Annotated in this window: 16 protein-coding genes; 4 read left to right on the top strand and 12 right to left on the bottom strand. The window is 41.0% G+C overall.

Annotated features, from left to right (window positions below; all coding sequences use genetic code 11):
• Window positions 1-86 precede the first annotated feature (86 nt).
• Complete coding sequence (locus ACIFSR_RS16720; RefSeq protein ID WP_430058509.1) at window positions 87-239, top strand: hypothetical protein; 153 nt, start codon at window positions 87-89, stop codon at window positions 237-239.
• A 314-nt stretch (window positions 240-553) separates the two neighbouring features.
• On the opposite strand, the gene ACIFSR_RS16715 is transcribed toward ACIFSR_RS16720, so the two are convergent.
• From ACIFSR_RS16715 to ACIFSR_RS16705, 3 genes are all read right to left on the bottom strand, one after another.
• The gene (locus ACIFSR_RS16715; protein ID WP_430058506.1) at window positions 554-901 is read right to left on the bottom strand and encodes a c-type cytochrome; all 348 of its coding nucleotides are present in this window, start codon (window positions 899-901) and stop codon (window positions 554-556) included.
• A gap of 1,445 nt (window positions 902-2,346) precedes the next feature.
• On the bottom strand, window positions 2,347-2,613 hold the full coding sequence (locus ACIFSR_RS16710) for a DUF4181 domain-containing protein (protein ID WP_430058503.1): 267 nt from the start codon (window positions 2,611-2,613) through the stop codon (window positions 2,347-2,349).
• Window positions 2,582-2,824 carry a hypothetical protein gene (locus tag ACIFSR_RS16705; RefSeq protein ID WP_430058501.1) on the bottom strand — a complete coding sequence of 81 codons (243 nt, stop codon included), beginning with the start codon at window positions 2,822-2,824 and terminating at the stop codon, window positions 2,582-2,584. The genes ACIFSR_RS16710 and ACIFSR_RS16705 overlap by 32 nt, the downstream gene beginning before the upstream one ends.
• 153 nt (window positions 2,825-2,977) lie before the next feature.
• Here ACIFSR_RS16705 and ACIFSR_RS16700 point away from each other — a divergent pair, with 153 nt between their 5' ends.
• On the top strand, window positions 2,978-4,804 hold the full coding sequence (locus tag ACIFSR_RS16700; RefSeq protein WP_339202983.1) for an APC family permease: 1,827 nt from the start codon (window positions 2,978-2,980) through the stop codon (window positions 4,802-4,804).
• Between the two features lie 594 nt (window positions 4,805-5,398).
• Here the strand turns inward: ACIFSR_RS16700 and ACIFSR_RS16695 are convergent.
• The 5 genes from ACIFSR_RS16695 to zwf all read right to left on the bottom strand — a co-directional run bounded on the left by ACIFSR_RS16695 (window position 5,399) and on the right by zwf (window position 11,704).
• Window positions 5,399-5,698, bottom strand: coding sequence for a hypothetical protein (locus tag ACIFSR_RS16695; protein ID WP_076265619.1), 300 nt, complete (start codon window positions 5,696-5,698; stop codon window positions 5,399-5,401).
• A 214-nt stretch (window positions 5,699-5,912) separates the two neighbouring features.
• Complete coding sequence (gene gndA / locus ACIFSR_RS16690; protein ID WP_339202987.1) at window positions 5,913-7,331, bottom strand: NADP-dependent phosphogluconate dehydrogenase; 1,419 nt, start codon at window positions 7,329-7,331, stop codon at window positions 5,913-5,915.
• A 160-nt stretch (window positions 7,332-7,491) separates the two neighbouring features.
• Window positions 7,492-8,160, bottom strand: a complete 669-nt coding sequence (gene fsa / locus ACIFSR_RS16685; protein WP_076265617.1) for a fructose-6-phosphate aldolase — start codon at window positions 8,158-8,160, stop codon at window positions 7,492-7,494.
• Between the two features lie 51 nt (window positions 8,161-8,211).
• On the bottom strand, window positions 8,212-10,203 hold the full coding sequence (tkt, locus tag ACIFSR_RS16680; protein ID WP_430058496.1) for a transketolase: 1,992 nt from the start codon (window positions 10,201-10,203) through the stop codon (window positions 8,212-8,214).
• Complete coding sequence (zwf, locus tag ACIFSR_RS16675) at window positions 10,196-11,704, bottom strand: glucose-6-phosphate dehydrogenase (RefSeq protein ID WP_430058494.1); 1,509 nt, start codon at window positions 11,702-11,704, stop codon at window positions 10,196-10,198. Before zwf ends, tkt begins: the two co-directional genes overlap by 8 nt.
• Window positions 11,705-11,827: 123 nt before the next feature.
• Between zwf and ACIFSR_RS16670 the strand changes: the two genes are divergently transcribed.
• Window positions 11,828-12,703 carry a LysR family transcriptional regulator gene (locus ACIFSR_RS16670; protein WP_430058491.1) on the top strand — a complete coding sequence of 292 codons (876 nt, stop codon included), beginning with the start codon at window positions 11,828-11,830 and terminating at the stop codon, window positions 12,701-12,703.
• Window positions 12,704-12,836: 133 nt separating this feature from the next.
• Here the strand turns inward: ACIFSR_RS16670 and ACIFSR_RS16665 are convergent, their stop codons facing one another.
• Window positions 12,837-14,843, bottom strand: a complete 2,007-nt coding sequence (locus ACIFSR_RS16665; protein ID WP_430058488.1) for an AraC family transcriptional regulator — start codon at window positions 14,841-14,843, stop codon at window positions 12,837-12,839.
• A gap of 277 nt (window positions 14,844-15,120) precedes the next feature.
• The gene (locus tag ACIFSR_RS16660) at window positions 15,121-16,296 is read right to left on the bottom strand and encodes an MFS transporter (RefSeq protein ID WP_430059318.1); all 1,176 of its coding nucleotides are present in this window, start codon (window positions 16,294-16,296) and stop codon (window positions 15,121-15,123) included.
• A 311-nt stretch (window positions 16,297-16,607) separates the two neighbouring features.
• Between ACIFSR_RS16660 and ACIFSR_RS16655 the strand changes: the two genes are divergently transcribed.
• Complete coding sequence (locus ACIFSR_RS16655; RefSeq protein WP_339202996.1) at window positions 16,608-17,153, top strand: TetR/AcrR family transcriptional regulator; 546 nt, start codon at window positions 16,608-16,610, stop codon at window positions 17,151-17,153.
• 54 nt (window positions 17,154-17,207) lie between these two features.
• Here the strand turns inward: ACIFSR_RS16655 and ACIFSR_RS16650 are convergent, their stop codons facing one another.
• Complete coding sequence (locus ACIFSR_RS16650) at window positions 17,208-17,507, bottom strand: hypothetical protein (RefSeq protein WP_430058485.1); 300 nt, start codon at window positions 17,505-17,507, stop codon at window positions 17,208-17,210.
• Window positions 17,508-17,709: 202 nt separating this feature from the next.
• Entirely contained in the window at window positions 17,710-18,534 is an 825-nt protein-coding gene (locus ACIFSR_RS16645; protein WP_430058482.1) for a phytanoyl-CoA dioxygenase family protein, read from the bottom strand.
• Window positions 18,535-18,573: the final 39 nt, after the last annotated feature.

Here is an 18,573-nt window from a genome sequence, read left to right as displayed (position 1 = left end):
GACTACTTCGAGCTATTATTTTCAGGCACCATTTCCTTTTATAATGATAGGACTATCGAAATAGATTCAGAAAGGAGAAATAAAACATGCTGTATTGGATTATTTTAGGAGGCTTATTTCTGTCAGGCGGCTTATATCTCATGCTGAATGGAGCAAAACTCGTTCAAGAAGACAACGTCCTTCAGGATAAAATGGCGAAGTCTTATGTATCAACACCTCATGAGGATGTCATTTCGTAAGCATACACCACACTTGATGCTGCAACAAAAAACTTAATAATAAACAATAAGATTATACATTGACAGCTCTCCTGCTCGTTGGTGCGAAGCAGCCCATTCAAGAAAACTTGTCACTTGGGCGAGGAAATGGTCATCCACTTATCTTGATGAATATAACTAAACACTCGAAAGAATAATAGTGTTCAGAAACTCTACGTTAAGAGATGAATAAAGGGTCTACTCTAAAAGTCAATTTGACTTGTAGAGTAGACCCTTGTTTTTCTTTGTAAATGGCTGAGTCTATTGATTAACGGTTCTTTGGCATTTATTTATATTTATTTATGTTCAGCCAGCCATGCAGCCAAACTTTGAATCTGTTCCGTCGTTAAGCTGCTCTCGAACTTTGGCATACCCTTACGTCCATTGGAAACAACATCCACTATTTCCTCTTCTGTTAGCTTGGCTCCGACCTGCTGCAAATTAGGGCCGGCTCTTCCCTGCAGCTCCGTGCCATGACAAGAAATACACCTTTTCTTATAAAGTGCCACTGCCTCGCTGCTCTCTGTGCCTTCACCGCTGTTGTCCTTATTTGGCGCGTCTCCTGTTGTTCCTCCGCCGCAAGCTGACAATAACAAAACCAACACAATCGCAACACCTACTGAAAACTGTTTTAAACTACTCATTTTAGGTTTGCCTCCTCTCATTTTTGTCGTGCTAACATTACATTTTGATAAAATCCCCTTCACAGGTTTATCCGCCGCGTTGGGTCGGTGATCCACATGAAGGTTGTACTTGTGAGCTTTGATAGCTTTGATAGCTTTTAAAAATCTACAAAAGCTTCAAATCCTTTAAAAACTTCAAAACCACCTAAAGCTGCTAGAACTCCTAGAGTTCCTAAAGCTCCTAGAGCTTCAAATGCTTCAAAAGCATCAAAAAGCATCGATTGCCTTAATATCATTTTCTTTTATACTTGCTTGCTTACGCATGACTCGATAGAGCTATTGCTGGATAAAGTCATATCTTTGTAATAAATTTTACGATAAATAGCCACATTAAAGCATTTTCCATGTCCTCTTTCTACTCCTAACAGCAATAACTACTTTATACCGACTTGCCCTTGGTCTACTTCGTTTATGAATAGATACAATCTCAATTAAGAAAATAACATTACCGATACTTATTCAGAAAAATACGAAGAAAAGAAGCGTTAGTCGAAAAAGCAAATCAATTCTTAATCCCTAAACATCGACTTAAATAGGTCAGATGTACATTGGAAATGCGCTTATTATCACTTACAAGACAATAATTAGCTCATTTCACTTTCACTTTTCTCGCTTTATACAGCAAAAGGCCGTCTCAAAAGTAGATTTATCTACATTTGAGACAGCCCCTATCTAATCGTGCTATATGTTGAAGCGATATTTTTACTTTTTAAACTCATTATGTATAGTCGCTTATCCAAATTCACGAAAGCAGCCTAAGCTTTAGACGCTCAAAAACCGTTGTTCGCAGCTGTCATTAATAGTGTATAAATCTCTTACGAACCTAGCAGCTCTTATTTAGACCCTTTATAGTGAATATATATTTTAACGAACTCCACAATCGTTATTTCGTGGAAAATAACGCAAAACACCCTCTACAGCATGAAATAACGACGTTACGGTTCATTAAAACTTTAGAAGAGTAATTTTCTGTATAATAAGGTTGCTACAGTTCGTTAGCGAATTCGGCACCGGATGATATGCGCTGACGGTGAGATTAATGATTAAACACAAAAGCTTATTCTGGCAAATGAATGACAACTTGAGTTTTCAATTTTTTATGCATCTAGACTTGCTTAGCAGTAAACTACGATTCGAAGCCTCTGTTTGCCCTATACGCATCAGCTCAAGTTCGAGTACATACAGAACCTACAGCGGAGGATTCATCCATCATATAACTTATTTCTCTCCTCAAAAGTTTTAGCATATGTCGATAACGTCCATATATGATGCGGTGAGTAATTCAAGCTCATACCTAACCTCATTGAATGATCGTGATGTGATCGCAGATCTTTCGAACAATACACTCACTTTGTCAAGCACTCATCGCGTATTTCGGCTTGTACATGCTAAGCCGAGCTGAAACACTAAATGATGAAATAAGATAAAGTTACACCAATAACTAAAACGAGAAGTGTAACCATATATTCTTTTGATCCTTTTAGAAACTTCCAGTCTACAAATGATTGAAAACCCGCAACGATAAAAATTAACAGCATACAAAACCATTTCAGAGCATTTCCTTCTAAATCAATAAAAATAATAATAGCTGTTGCTATGAGTGCTGCGATGATCATTCCCCACATACTCACTTTTTTACCCTTATCTGAAGTTTCTTTTTTTTGCGGTTCCAACTATCCATTTTCTTAAAAATAAACTAGCAAAAACGAGTAGTATGCCTACTAATCCAATTTGACCACCCAATAAATCACTCCCTCGTACTCTCTCTGCTGAATAAATAAAATAATTTGTTTTATTATCAAATCCCATTTCATTTGTTTTTGATCCATTGCGGAGAATAAATTTGGCCAACTCATCATTATTTAAACCAAGAACAATTTCCATGTAATAGCAAGTACCGTACTACATTTATGAAGCTCAAAAGGGAAGGAATGATTATGCGATTGTTAAGTCGCTCCAGTTTTATTTCTTAAAGTTTAATTATTTCATTTGCAGGGTAATATACACACAATAAATTAAGCGAGGTGAGGCTAACGAATGTTTTCTTCATTAAAAAGGTTTTTAATCGGACGACCATTAAAATCAACGGAATTAGGCGAGCAAAAACTGAATAAAACAAAAGCTCTTGCCATTCTTTCTTCAGATGCCTTATCCTCTGTGGCATATGGTCCTGAGCAAATATTGTTAGTCTTAATCACCGTTAGTGCCGCAGCGTTTTGGTATTCCATACCAATTGCCATTGGTGTATTGATTTTATTATTAGCACTTATTTTATCTTATAGGCAAATTATTTTCGCATATCCTCATGGCGGAGGAGCATATGTCGTATCCAAGAAAAATCTAGGTGTATACTCTGGGTTAGTAGCCGGAGGCTCACTTTTAGTTGACTATATTTTAACGGTAGCGGTAAGTGTATCAGCTGGAACAGATGCCATTACGTCAGCTTTTCCAAGCTTGCATCCTTATAATGTAATTGTTGCGATTATTTTTGTATTGTTCATAACCATCTTGAATTTAAGGGGAGTAACGGAGTCCGCTTCAATATTAGCCTATCCGGTTTATTTATTTGTTTTGGCTTTATTCATTTTAATCATTGTAGGCATTTACAACATTTTATTAGGCAATGTCTCGCCAGCATTACATACACCAATTGGAACGCCAGTGGCGGGAATCAGTTTGTTTCTGCTGCTAAAAGCTTTTTCCTCTGGAAGTTCTGCTTTAACAGGGGTTGAAGCTATTTCGAACGCAATACCCAACTTTAAAAGCCCGTCTCCAAATAATGCATCCAAAACGTTAATTGCGATGGGAACGCTGCTTGCCATATTATTTTCGGGAATCGTATTTTTAGCTTATTACTATGGTATTAGTCCCCGGGAAGAAGTCACCGTTGTTTCAGACATTGCTGAACATACGTTTGGTCGGAACTTTATGTATTATTTTATTCAAGGAACAACCGCTTTAATTCTGATCCTCGCTGCTAATACAGGGTATTCTGCTTTCCCATTGCTGGCAGTCAACTTAGCAAAAGATAAATTTATCCCTAGAATGTTTACCATTAGAGGAGACAGATTAGGTTATTCCAATGGCATTATTATTCTGGGCGTTTTCTCAATCCTGTTGATTATAGCATTTGAAGGCCGAACTGAGCATCTCATCCCACTTTATGCCGTAGGTGTGTTTATCCCCTTTACACTCTCGCAGACGGGTATGATGGTAAAATGGATTCGCGAAAAACCGCAAGGCTGGGTATCTAAGCTAATCATTAACTCAACAGGTGCGGTTATAAGCTTTATCGTCACCATGATGTTCTTTTTAACCAAATTCGCACAGGTGTGGTCCGTATTAGTTTTTCTACCTCTTATCATTTTGCTCTTTCACCGAATTAGAAAACATTATGAATCTGTAGCTGATCAACTGCGAATTACGACCTCTGAGGCAGCGATACCTATTGAGGGAAATGTGATCATACTACCTGTGGCTGGTATTACGCATGTGGTCGAGAACTCATTGAACTATGCTAAATCGCTATCTGCTCACCAGATCATTGCCGTTCACATTCCATTTGAAAGAGAGGATGAATTCACTTTCGAAGAGAAATGGAAAACGTGGCAGCCTGATGTGAGACTAGTTACTTTACATTCGCCTTATCGAAGCATCATTCAACCATTAACTAAATTTATTGATACCGTTCAGCGCAAGGCGAGTGAATCAAATTACAAAGTTACTGTCATCATCCCGCAGTTTATTCCAAAAAAAGGTTGGCACAATATGCTGCATAACCAATCCAGTTTATTGATTCGTGCACACTTGTTATATAGAAGAAATGTGATCGTCACTACAGTACCTTATCACTTAAAAAAATAATGACTTGAACGATTTTGATGCAATTGTTCCATGAATAAAGGGCTGCCGATGGCAGCCTTTTATTGCTATCTAGTTGCTGCGATTAAATGACCGTTATTATCTATACCACGAAAAACAAATCCCCTATTGTCCTTAGGATTAATTTCTAGATATGATACCGCATACCCATTTCGTACAGGTAATTCAATGTATAGCGTTGATTCACTTTTAATGAATTCCAAATTGTCCTCTTCAACATTGTTAAAATTATCATTGCTAATAATGACTCGCTTTATCTCAGGGTTCGCTTCTATTTCCAAAATAAACTAGAAGTAGAAATACACATACAAAGTAAATAAGTATTCTCGACCGTTTTGAATTCATCTTGTCTCCTATTCGTAATTAATGATCTTACAAAGGTTAAATTTCTTTCTAATTTTATGTTTTCAATATAATCCCATAATTTACAGACGTGTAAGAGGATTGAAAGTTGCGCTTAACAAATCGTTCCTTTTACAAAGAAAAAAGAATCTGTGCTCTTGTACCACCATGAACACAAAAAAAGTTGAGCAGAGGTTTTCCTTCTACTCAACTTTTTTTGTGGCTGCGAATGGGTTACTCTACGCCGTCCTTGAAGTTTTTTGTATAGTTTTTATCACCTTTGTGCTCCAGGTCCTTCACCGTTTTCTCCAGCGTAGACACAATCTCTTCTTTCACTTGTGTCAGCGTTTCATAAAACAAAGCCTCTTCCGTACCTATGATTTTGACGCCGCTAATGGCCTGCATGGATTGAAAGCGTCTGTGCTGATCAGCAAGATCGTCAATCGCTTTCAGCGTGTGCATCGTTTGCAGAAATAAATCCTTATGTTGCTGGTTGGAAAGTCGATCCTCAAGTTGTTTCATTCGTGTGTTCATCGGCACTCTTCCCTTCATTTACAATATGAGGATGGCTACTTCAAGCAGTTCCTTACTTCCATTGTATAATTTTCCTTCTGTCAAAAACAACTTTTATCCATCCCGCTCCAAAATCACTGTCTCCATACGCCATTTGAAACAAAAAACTCCTACACAGATAACATGAAAAATGAATTCATGATTATCTGCTAGGAGTCTGTGTTGTTTTTAATCGTTATTCGTTATTTTCCATCCATTGAAAGTGGAAGCTTCCTTCTTTATCAAGGCGCTGGAACGTATGTGCTCCAAAATAATCCCGTTGCGCTTGCAGCAAATTAGCAGGAAGTCTTTCAGTACGATAGCTGTCATAATACGCTAATGCGGAAGCGAATGCTGGAACCGGAATGCCTCTAGTTACAGCGATGGAAATGACTTTTCTCCAAGCCTCTTGATAGTTCTCAACAATATTGCTGAAGTATTCATCCATCAATAGGTTATTCAAAGCTGGATTGCGGTCATAGGCATCCTTAATATTTTGCAAAAATCTTGCACGGATAATACATCCTCCACGGAAGATCATTGCAATGCTGCCATATTTCAAATCCCAGTTATAAGCGTCAGAAGCAGCTCTCATTTGGGCAAAGCCTTGCGCGTAGGAAGCGATTTTGCTTGTGTACAGCGCTTTGCGAACAGCTTCGATAAATTCCTGCGGATCACCGTCGTAGCTGGATACCGCTGGTCCGTTTAATTTTTTGCTTGCAGCCACACGTTCTTCTTTCATAGCGGAGATAAACCGTGCGAACACGGATTCCGTAATGATCGACAATGGCACTCCCAAATCCAATGCACTTTGGCTAGTCCACTTGCCAGTACCTTTTTGTCCTGCCGAATCGAGAATGACATCTACCATTGGTTTGCCTGTTTCCGGATCAATTTTCTTGAAAATATCAGCTGTTATCTCAATCAAATAACTATCCAGCTCGCCATTGTTCCATTCCGTGAAAATGTCATGAAGCTGGCTAGTGTTCAGGTTCAATACATCTTTGAGCAGGTGGTACGCTTCGCCAATGAGCTGCATATCGCCGTATTCAATGCCGTTGTGTACCATTTTGACATAGTGACCAGCGCCGTCAGCACCGATATAAGTGCTGCATGGGTCACCATTCACTTTTGCTGAAATAGCTGTCAAGATTGGCTCTACAAGCTCGTATGCGTCCCTTTGACCGCCTGGCATGATAGCTGGTCCATTAAGCGCACCCTCTTCGCCGCCAGAAACACCGGCTCCGATAAAGCGGAAGCCTAATGCTTGAAGTTCTTTGTTTCTGCGCTGTGTGTCTGGAAAATAGGCGTTTCCGCCATCAATTAGAATATCTCCTTGATCCAGATACGGCACCAACTGATTGATCGTATCATCTGTCGGTTGACCTGCTTTCACCATGATAAGAATTTTACGTGGCGATTCCAGTGATTGTACAAATTCTTCCACACTGAATGCGCCGACAAAATCTTTCCCTTGCGCCTCCGCCAATAGTTCATTCGTTTTCTCTGCTGAACGATTATACACGGCAACCGAGAAACCTTTGCTTTCTATATTCAAGGCTAGGTTTTTACCCATTACGGCCAAACCAACCACGCCAATTTGTTGTTTCTTCATCTTAACTGCCTCCCTGTCATTACTGTCCTGATGTAATTAAAAGCTTTAAAAACTCTGCTTATTCCCTTCGACATCCGACTTGCCTAGCAGTGCGAATATATGAACTATATAGGCTTCTATGCAAGGCTAGTCGAACCGATTAAGGTTTGGGAACCGCAGCTTATTGCTGTGCTGTTTTCTTCCAATCAGCTGCGAACTTCTCCATGCCTTGATCCGTTAGAGGATGTTTGGAGATTTGTTCGATTACAGAGAACGGAATCGTTGCTATATGTGCCCCAGCCATCGCTACACGAGTAACATGATCCGGGTGGCGAACAGATGCAGCGATGATTTGGGCATCCAGATTGTGCGTGCGGAACAATTCAGCAATCTTCGTAACGAGCAATACGCCATCTTCCGAAATATCATCCAAACGACCGAGGAATGGAGAAACGTAAGTCGCACCAGCGCGAGCAGCCAAAAGCGCTTGGTTCACAGTGAAGATCAAAGTTACGTTTGTTTTCACGCCTTTTTTCGTCAAGTAGCGGCAAGCTTCTAGACCAGCTAGCGTCATCGGAAGCTTAATTGTAATGTTTTTATCATTGTTGTTGATTTTGATCAGTTCATTTGCCTGCGCGATCATTTCTTCAGCTGTTTCTGCATCAGGCGTTACTTCTGCTGATACCGATTCAACCTCAGGCACTTCGCGGAGAATTTCTGCTATGCGGTCTTCGAATTTCACGCCTTCTTTGGCAACCAATGATGGATTCGTCGTAACACCAGACAATACACCGATTTTATAAGCTTTTTTGATATCTACCAAATTCGCAGTGTCGATGAAAAATTTCATAATTAAAACCTCCGTTTTTTTTATTAAATTTTTATTGTCTTCATGTGTTGCTTAACGTAATTCTTTCGCCATTCGAACCACATTATCTACCGAAAATCCGAAAAACTCTAAAACTTCACCACCTGGGCCAGAAGCGCCAAAAGTATCGATGGACAATACGCTGCCGCTTGGTCCTGTGTAACTATCCCAGCCTAACGAAATGCCAGCTTCAATAGCTAAACGTTTCGTAACAGATGCAGGCAGCACTGATTTCTTATATTCTGCCGATTGACGGTTGAACAATTCACGGCTTGGCATAGCTACTACACGAACCGAGATATTTTCCTTCTCAAGTTCAGCTTTTGCGCCAACTGCCAAGGAAACCTCAGAACCGGTACCAATCAGAATAATGTCAGGCTTGTCGTTCGTCTCCGTAAGAACATAACCACCGCTCGCAACCGCAGCGATATTGCCTTTAGTTTCTTCATATATAGGCAAGTTTTGTCTGCTTAGTACTAAAGCTACTGGTCCTTCATTTTGCTGCAAAGCATAAGCCCAAGCATTAGCCGTTTCATTAGCATCAGTCGGACGGATGACTGTAAGCCCAGGAATCGTGCGCAATGCGGTCAAATGCTCAACGGGCTCATGAGTAGGTCCATCTTCGCCAACAGCGATGGAATCATGTGTAAATACGTAAATGACAGGAAGCTTCTGCAGTGCAGCCAAACGAATGGACGGACGCAGATAGTCGCTGAACACGAAGAATGTACTTACAAACGGTTTTACGCCGCCGTGAAGTGCCATACCATTACCAGCAGCGCCCATAGCATGCTCGCGAACGCCGAAGTAAATATTACGTCCTGCATAAGATTCAACAGCAAAGGTTTTTTCACCGTTAATATCCGTCATCGTTGAATGCGACAAATCTGCGCTACCGCCAAAAATTGAAGGCACCGTTTTAAGGTAATGATTGATCGCTTGACCGCTCGCTACACGTGTAGAAACTGTTTTGGAAGCATCAAAAGTAAGAAGATCTGCAGCATCGATGACAACAGAACCTTCAATGACTTGCTCAAGTTCCGTACCAAGCGCCGGATGCTGTTCTTTATAAGCAGCCATTAGCTGATTCCACGCTGCTTCTTTTGCTTCGCCTTTTTGTTTCAACTGTGCAAAGTGAGCTTGAACTTCTGCTGGAACGGTAAATTCTTCCTCATGCTCCCAACCGTAAACCGCTTTTGTCGCTTTTGCCTCTTCTTTGCCTAGTGGATTGCCGTGTACTTTATTCGTTCCTGCTGCCTTGCTTCCGAATCCGATAACCGTACGAACTTCGATAATGGTCGGCTGCTCTTCATTGCTCTTCGCTGCCTCGATCGCTTTCGTGATTTGTTCGATATCATTGCCATCTTCAACTCGCAAATAGTGCCAGTTAGCAGATTCCGCCCTCTTCTGCATGTTTTCCCCGAAAGAAAGATTGAGGTCGCCGTCTAAGGAAATATCGTTGGAATCATACAATACAACGAGTTTATCGAGTTTCATATGTCCAGCCATAGACATCGCCTCGTAAGAAATTCCTTCCATTAAGCAGCCGTCTCCGACAAGTGCATACGTATAATGATCAACAACCGGGTATCCGTTTTGATTAAATTTTGATGCTAGGTGAGCTTCGGCCATTGCCATACCTACAGCCATCGCAAGTCCTTGTCCCAGTGGCCCTGTTGTTGCATCAACGCCATCTGTATGGCCAAATTCAGGATGTCCAGGCGTTTTGCTGTTCAGCTTACGGAACTGCTTCAAGTCCTCGAGTGATACATTATAGCCGGATAAATGCAGCAGGCTGTAAAGCAAAGCCGAGCCATGACCCGCGGATAAGACAAAACGGTCACGGTTGAACCATTTTGAATGGCTAGGGTTGTGATTAAGATGGTTGCCCCAAAGTGAGTACGCCATAGGCGCAGCTCCCATTGGAAGCCCCGGATGTCCGGAATTTGCAGCGTTTATAGCATCGATAGACAGTGTACGGATTGTATCAATAGATAGTTGTTCAATTGTTTTTGTATTAAGCATATTGTTCTCCTTTTATGGTTTCGATTTCTTGTTCGGTCTTCTCATCGAACCACCAATGGAAGCCGTCTTGTGCAAGCAGCATATCAGACTCAACCGGTCCGTATGTGCCAGCTGCATAACGATGCAGCGGAACTAAGTTTTCTTCATAGGCTTCCAAAATGGGTTGAACCCATTTCCATGACAATTCGACTTCGTCCCAATGCGCGAAAAATGTAGAGTCGCCGTGCAAAGCATCGTGAATCAAATTCTCATAAGCTTCAGGCACATTGTCTCTTGTCGCATGAAAATCGATATTCATGGGCTTGAATTCGCCCTTGTGCTGAGGGTCCCTCGTATTTAATTGCAATCTGATGCTCTCGTCAGGACTGATCTCAAATACAAGCAAATTAGGAATCTTACTATCATCTTTTGTAGCAGCCTGCTTGATTGGTTCTTTGAACTCGATCACAATTCTAGTCGATTTGTCCTTCATTCTTTTGCCTGTACGGATATAGAAAGGAACGCCCCGCCAGAAGTAATCGTCGATTTGCAGTTTAGCTGCAATAAAGGTGTCGTTCATGGAGTTTGCAGCAATGTTTGGTTCGGAGGTATAACCGACCACCGATTTCCCTTGAATCGCTCCTTCTCCATATTGTCCCCTTACAACTTGGGTGTTGACATCTGCTTTTTGCAGCAGCTCCAATGATTCCATGACCAGCTTCTTTTTGAAACGGACATTTTCTGAGGTGCTGTTGTTCGGAAGATGAATGGTCAACATCATGAGCAATTGAAGCATATGGTTCTGGAACATGTCTCTGATTGCACCAACATGATCATAATAGCCAGCTCTTTCTTCCACGCCTACAATTTCGTTTGCCGTAATTTGAACGTTGGCAATGTAGCGTTTGTCCCAAAGTGCTTGAAGGACTGGATTGCTTTGCTGCAGAACCTCAAGCTTCTGAACCATCGGCTTGCCAAGATAATGATCAATGCGGAAAACCTCTTCTTCTTCAAACGATTTGCTCAGGTTTTCATTCAATTCCCGAGCAGACTGCAAATCATGACCAAATGGCTTCTCGATTACAAGCCGCTTCCAACCATTTGCAGAACCAAGACCGCTCTCGTGAATGTTAGCTGCAATCGGTTCAAAAAATTCAGGTCCAACCGACAAGTAAAACAAGCGATTTGGGGCAATGCGCAGCTCTTCTTCCCGCTTCTCAATAAGATGAAGAAGCTTATGGTAATCTTCTTTGCGGCCAACATCCAATACACTATAGCGGAAAGCACGCAAAAAATTTTGAATCAATTCGGGATCATTTGCTTCACGCCTGGAAAACATACGAAGAGATTGTTCGACATTGTCTTGAAAGGTTTTATCGGATAACTCTCTTCTTCCGAGGCCGACCACGGAGAAGTACTCCGGCAGCTTCTGATCAATAAATAAATTATACAAAGCAGGGTAAATTTTTCTTTTTGCTAAATCCCCTGTCGCTCCAAACAAAACAAATGTGGTAGCCTCCATGTTCTTACTCCTTCCAGCAGTGCTTTGTAGTTAGTACTGGTTTCTATTTCCTAATTCCACTATAATACGAATATGACCTATACAAGTAATTCATATTTTTCACAGGAGCTATAGATACTGTCTATGATCAATTATGAGCTGTACAAAGTTTTTTACTGGACGGCGAAGAAGGGAAGCTTATCCCAAGCCGCAAAATCGTTGTATATCACCCAGCCGAGCGTTAGCCATGCCATCAAGCAGCTGGAAGACAGCTTAGGCATCATTTTGTTTTACCGGAATTCAAAGGGCGTTGCTCTGACGCAAGAAGGTGAAATCCTTTATTCCTATATTGAGAAATCTCAAATTCTCATCTCGCTAGCCGAAGAGAAGATGGCGGCGCTTAAAAATTTGGACAGCGGTGAGCTGCGGATCGGTGGAAGCGATTCGTTGTTCAAGCATTATTTGCTGCCTTATTTGGAAACCTATCACGAAAAACATCCCGGTATCAAGCTGCATCTGAATCATGGAACGACACCAGAAACCATCGCTTTTCTGAAGGAAGGCAAAATCGATTTGGGCGTCGTTCGTATGCCCATCGTCGATTCGCAGCTAGAAGTTATGAAGGGCATTCAGCTGCAGGATTGTTTTGTAGCAGGAGCAAGATATGCTGAGCTTAAGGACAAGGTGCTCTCATTAGAGGTGCTGCTCCAGTATCCAATTATCCTATTCTCTCGAAACAGTCGTGTAAGAATGGCGATTACCGAACTATTCCAAAATTATGGGCATCAAATCAAGCCTGAAATTGAGGTAGGAAGCGTTGATTTGCTCATTGAATTTGCGCGGAAAGGCCTCGGAATTTCTTATGTGACTAAAGAATTTATTGCCAAAGAACTGGAAGAGGGCTCTCTCTTTGAGATTCAATTGGATATTCAGATGCCTCCTTCTCAAGTAGGCTTTATGATCATGCACAATATGCCGCTATCCAATGCGGCAAGCAAGTTTTTGGAGCTGGTGAAATAGCAGCCTATGGAAAAAAAGGTCAAGTACGGTGAGTACACACCATGCTTGACCTTTTTTCTATCTATGTTCACGGAACCAATTTCATATCAGAGGGTTTAAATTTCCAAACCTACACCTATTTCCTATACCTAAATTACTTAAGCTTCGACAAACCAACAATCCAGTCCGCCAACTCCTTCGTTTGTGCGAGGAGAGCGATAGGATCACGATACCATGAACGTTCTTCATTCCAAAGGAAAATTCGTTCTTCACGTACCGCTTCCAGAGAACCCCATATTGGATCTTTTTTGAGCTCTTCCAGCGATGACTCGGTCGTTAGGACGATGTAGTCCCCTGCATACTCCGGCAGTTTCTCTATTGATATTTTCGAATAAGTATTAGCTAATATATTTTCAGGGATTGCAGTTGGAGCAGCAAGGCCCAGCATCTGATAAATATTTCTGCCTCCACGACCTGATTTGGGGCCAAATGCGAAAACTTGTCCATCATATTCCTGGAATACAGAAAATGTAGAACCTTCTGGTAAAAGCCCTGCAATTTTCTCCTTCGCTTCAGCTGTATGGAGATCATATTGTTTCAACCATTCAGCCGCCTCATCTTCTTTGCCTAATACTTCTCCGAAATAGGTTAATTCTTCATGAACACTATTGAAGGTATTAGAGGCGATAGACACCGTCGGCGCAATCTCACTATATTTCTCATAAACCTCTGGCTTAGTCGTATGTGTAATAATAATATCCGGTTCCATAGAAAGGAGCTTCTCTATGGAGTCACCGACATCTTCCACACCTTCCAAATGACCTTTTAAATACGGGCTATTCAGCAGCACATTATTGGAACCGATCGGTTCAACGCCAAGAGCAATTACAGTGCCCAAATAGTCAATAGATGCAACTCGCTTCGGTTTAATTGGAATTTCCACATCACCAAAATGGGTAGATACTATTTTGGTTTCATTTAACTGCGCAGCAGTTGAAGAACTATTGGCAGACTGATTGTCTGATGTTTTCTCTGTTCCTGTCGGATTGCCCGAGCTCGCGTTTCTCGGGGTGTTAGTGGCTGCTGAGCACGCACTAACCATAATCGCAAAACAGAGCCATAATGTGGACATCATTACCGTTTTGGAGCCTTTGTTCATTGTGTAATCCTCTTCTCCTATTAATTGAGAATGTTTTTCATTCTCATTATAAATATAGTTTTGAGAGGTTTGATTAACAATGGAGTTTTTTAACGCTTTTTTTGTATGATTAGAACCCTGACCTTGATCGGACAGATGTTTATTTCGAAATTTACCAGGTGCAATACCAGCATATTTTTTGAAAATACGATTGAAATAGAACAAATCTGAATATCCCACATTCAGTGCGATTTCTTGTAAAGTAGCATCTGTCGTAAGCAATAAAAATTGCGCTTTCTCTATTCTCAATTTAATGACATATTCAATCGGACTGAATCCTGTCTGCTCTTTAAATTTGCGCGTAAGATACTGTGGACTGTAATTTAGCTCCAAAGATAATGATTCAATTGATTTCGGCTCTTGATATCTATCGGATAAAAAGCGCAATACTTGCTCTGCTAGATTATTTTGACTGATTGCCTCAGAGCTTTGCAGCATTTGACGAAACAGCCTATGTACGAATTGATAAAATACCCCTCTAACCTGCAGCATGTCCAGCTTGTTTGCTTGAATCCAATCCCTATGCATCATTTGTATAAATTCCAAGAGTGCCAACCCGTCATATGGAGTATAGCTGTATGCCTTCTCGAATGGATTATCACTTTGCATCAGTAATTTAAAATCATATAGACAGTTTTGCGGCAATACAGCCTTATAAAGAATCAGATAGTATTCAATTGCCGTTTCTGCTTCGATCTCCAAGCAAGCTCCTTTCCCACCATGCAGCACATAAAACCTGTCGGCAAAATGGACATCTCCGTCCAGCCAAAGCCGACCTCTGCCGCGAACAATATAAACAAAGGTGCTGGTGGGCAATGTATACTTTTTCAAGCATTTTCCTTGCTCCAACGTGTTTTGTCTAACATCTAAAACCCTTACAATTGCCTGATCCCATAATTGGATATGGTCATTAATGTTCATTTGCTTCGATTCAAATCCTCTCTCTGCTCTCGCAGCGATCAAAGTGTATTACTCTTTGCTTTTTAGCAATAAACACTTATATAAGTGTATTTATTGAGAATTGTTCTCATTGTTATTGTATAGGAAAATAATAGAACTTTCAATTTGCAATCATGAACACAGTTGTAGATCAAACAAGTAATAAGCCTATTGCATGCAACCGTCGACCTCTATTTGGCATTCTGGCGGAGTTACAGCAAGTATGTTGTAGCTGCGAAAAGCAAAAAACCACCTCCAAGGATGGTTTCTAATACATAGTATTAATATCGATATTTTAAGATTAGCGTGATTCGAGAGAAAGCGATTCTGCATGAAGAGACGGTTTCTTTTGTAACGAGCGTTTCGCAAAAAGAGTAAAAAGAATCAAGGAAATCGCGACGGACAAAGCACTAACGATGAACAACACCTTATAGCTTGCATACTGAGAGACAGAGCCTAATATGATCGCACCTAACCCAATACCAAGGTCATTAGCAGTCGAGATAGAGGCGTTCGCTACGCCTATACGGTTCGGGTGGGTCAAACGGATCGTAGCCGCTTGAAGAGCTGGCTGCGCGGAACCGAAGCCAATACCATATAAAATCGCCGATAGTAGTACGCCCATCAATCCGCTCGAGAGGCTCAACACAATCAATGCACCAAACGTAATTACAAGTGCCGGTACAATGACAAAAATTTCTCCGTACCGATCAGATAGTTTTCCCGAAATAGGACGGCTTAGGGCAAGCGTTGCAGCAAATGCTAGAAAAAACGAGCCGGAATTAACCTGAATCGACTCAGCGAATAGCGGAACAAAGGTTGTAATGCCGCCATAAGCAATAAAGAGAAAAAAGACCGAGGCCGCAACTGGCAAAACCGATTTTTCGAATAAATCAATTTTTCTTGTGCCTGCTTTTGGCTGAAAAGGCATTTTTGCACCTAACATCAGGAGCAGTGCTCCTGCAGAGAGGACCACAGCTATTAAAAACAAATCGCTGAATGATCGATTTTGAGCAACCCAGATGCCGAACATCGGGCCGATTGCCATAGCCAGTGTCATGGATGTGCTAAACCACCCCATTCCCTCGCCGCGACAGGTGGATGGGAGCATATCTGTTATCGCCGTCATCGTAGCAGTAGTAGATACCGCCCAGCTCATGCCATGCAATATTCTGAGCCCCAGCAAAACAGCAATTCCCCCAACCCAGTTGTACATATACATTGCTAGGATGAAGAAAATCAGTCCCCAAATGATAAACGGTCGCCTGCCGAACCGGTCTAGCAGACCGCCAACTAGCGGCCGTAAAATAACAGCAGACAACATAAACGCTCCCATCGCCAGACCGACCTGCGATTCATTGCCTCCCAATTGCTTGATGAACAGTGGCAGCGTCGGATACAGCATATAAAATGCGTTAAATAAAAACAGGTTACCTATAGTCATGAGAATAAACGACTTCGTCCATAGACGTTCGATATTTCATTCCTCCTCAAGTGCAAAATGTATTGATTTCTACTAATGAACAATAATCAGGAAATACAGATGATATAAAGAAGCTTAATCCTTGGAGTGAACTCTAAGTCAATACATAAATTTCTCTTGCTTCGGAGCAAAATGTATGGCCAATTTCAATGACGTAATAATAATCATTGATTCATTAATGAACACTTGTCTATAATTATAAGCAGATGCATAACATCTGCAATTGTTAACTGAACGCGATTTGTTAATTAATGAACAACATCTGTATATTTGTTAATTATTTACGAAAGCTTGGTGACCTGAAATTGGCTAAAGTGGATCGAAGAATACAAAAAACGCAGGATGCGTTAAAAAAAGCGGTTATAGATCTGATGTCAGAAAAAAATTTTGATGATATTACAATTCAGGATCTTTCCGACAGGGCGAATGTGAGCCGCGGAACCATCTATCTTCATTATTTAGATAAATATGATCTGCTGGATAAACTCATTGAAGAACATATTGACGTGCTAAGGGTAACGTGCAGAGCGGCTGCGGAATTGGATTTTACCGAATCGACTCTAATCTGGACTGAATATTTTGAACGTCATTATTCATTCTTTTCCATGATGTTAGCGAGTAAAGGCGCTCCTTACTTTCACGGTCGATTTCTTGCATTTCTTATCGAAGAATTTAAGAATGAAATCGATATAACGAAAGGAAAAAATGAGGGGTTAAATGAAGATCTTCTCGTGAGGTTTGTCGCTTCTTCTTTTGTAGGAGTAGTGGAATGGTGGTTCATGAATGAAATGCCTGTCCCCCATCATGTCTTAGCAGAACAACTGGGGACATTGCTGGAGAGGAATGTATAATCGTTATAAACGAACGGCATACATCATCTTGCCAAGTTCGTCAGTACAATAACTTTAGTGCTCTCTAATATCTACTAAATAAGGCTTGCGTATTAAATTAAATTTATAAACGAAAAAATATTCAATATCTGCCTTTATTAGATTCCAAGTTGTTAATGGAACTTTAATTTTATCCATACGAGTTTGGTCAGCATATATAATATTTATAAAATGATTCCCGCCTTTAATTTCCTTGCTTTCAATCGTGCCAACTGTGAGACGAGTATTCTCTATCGGCTTATAGATCCAAAATATGATAAAAACGGTAGAAACAATCAAAACAACAATATACTTGTTTCTCATCAATTTAAGCATTGTTGCAGACCGCCCTTTCTAGTCTAATCGGTATTTTTTTATCTATTTTTTTGTTTGTAGAAGTGAATTATGGAAATAATTTCGTGGATTCAATTTTGTTACAAAGCATAAATCTAATTAATACTACAGTCAATCATCTTTTCAAAGTAGACGCTTCACTTCCTATCAATAAAATAGCCACCGCAATGGGTGGCTAGTACAATTATTTAAAATGACCCTTCGGCTTTTTGCCGCTCCATCTTTCGTCAACCTTTTCGAAGGCTGATTGGTATCTCGCATCCACACTAATTCGGTATTGATTGGTTGTATTCTCCAGTGAGCAATGCATTAAAAACATGCCGAAAATGAGTACATCGCCTGCCTGAAACTGAGTTGTCGCCCACTGACCACCGAACTTCTCCGTAATAACAAGCGGATCATCCGTGTAATGTCCCAAACCATCACGATCCGAATCTTTGGATCCATACGATTGCTTCAGCGTTTCAAATCGATGCGAGCCGAGGCAAATCGCCAGTCCCCCCATTTCATACGAAACGTCTCCAAGAGGAGACCATACGGTATAGACATTCGGGGTACCTCTTCCCATGTAAACAATGTCGTAGTGCGCTCCTGTGAAATCACCTTTGCCTACCGCACGAAGCCACTTGTAGTGATAGGTCAGTGATTGCTCTCCGAGAAATTCATCGAAGAAACGCATGATGTGCTCCCCATTCAAAACATTAAGCAGTGCAGGAAGATCCTCGTTCGTTCCTCCAAAAAAAATCGTTTTGCTTCCGTCTGCCATGACGCCATCTTCTAATTGCGTATCCCGATCTAGCTTTCCCATCTGTTTCATCTTTTCCAAAATATTTGTTCGAGCCTGCATCACCTTATCGCGATCATGAAACCCGCGGATCAGTAAATAACCGTCTTCCTCCATCCGATCACGCAGCGCCTGAACATCATGAAAAATATCATTAGAGCTTCTGAGCTCTGTAAGCTCTTTTCCATCCATCTCCAACTCACGGCTTCCAACTTTTAGCTTCATTTCAATTACACTCCTCTACTCGGTATTTGTTCTAAGTGT

The sequence above is a fragment of the Paenibacillus sp. NRS-1760 genome (genome assembly GCF_050467785.1).
GTDB lineage: Bacteria > Bacillota > Bacilli > Paenibacillales > Paenibacillaceae > Pristimantibacillus.
This window is presented reverse-complemented; position numbering and strand designations above follow the sequence as displayed.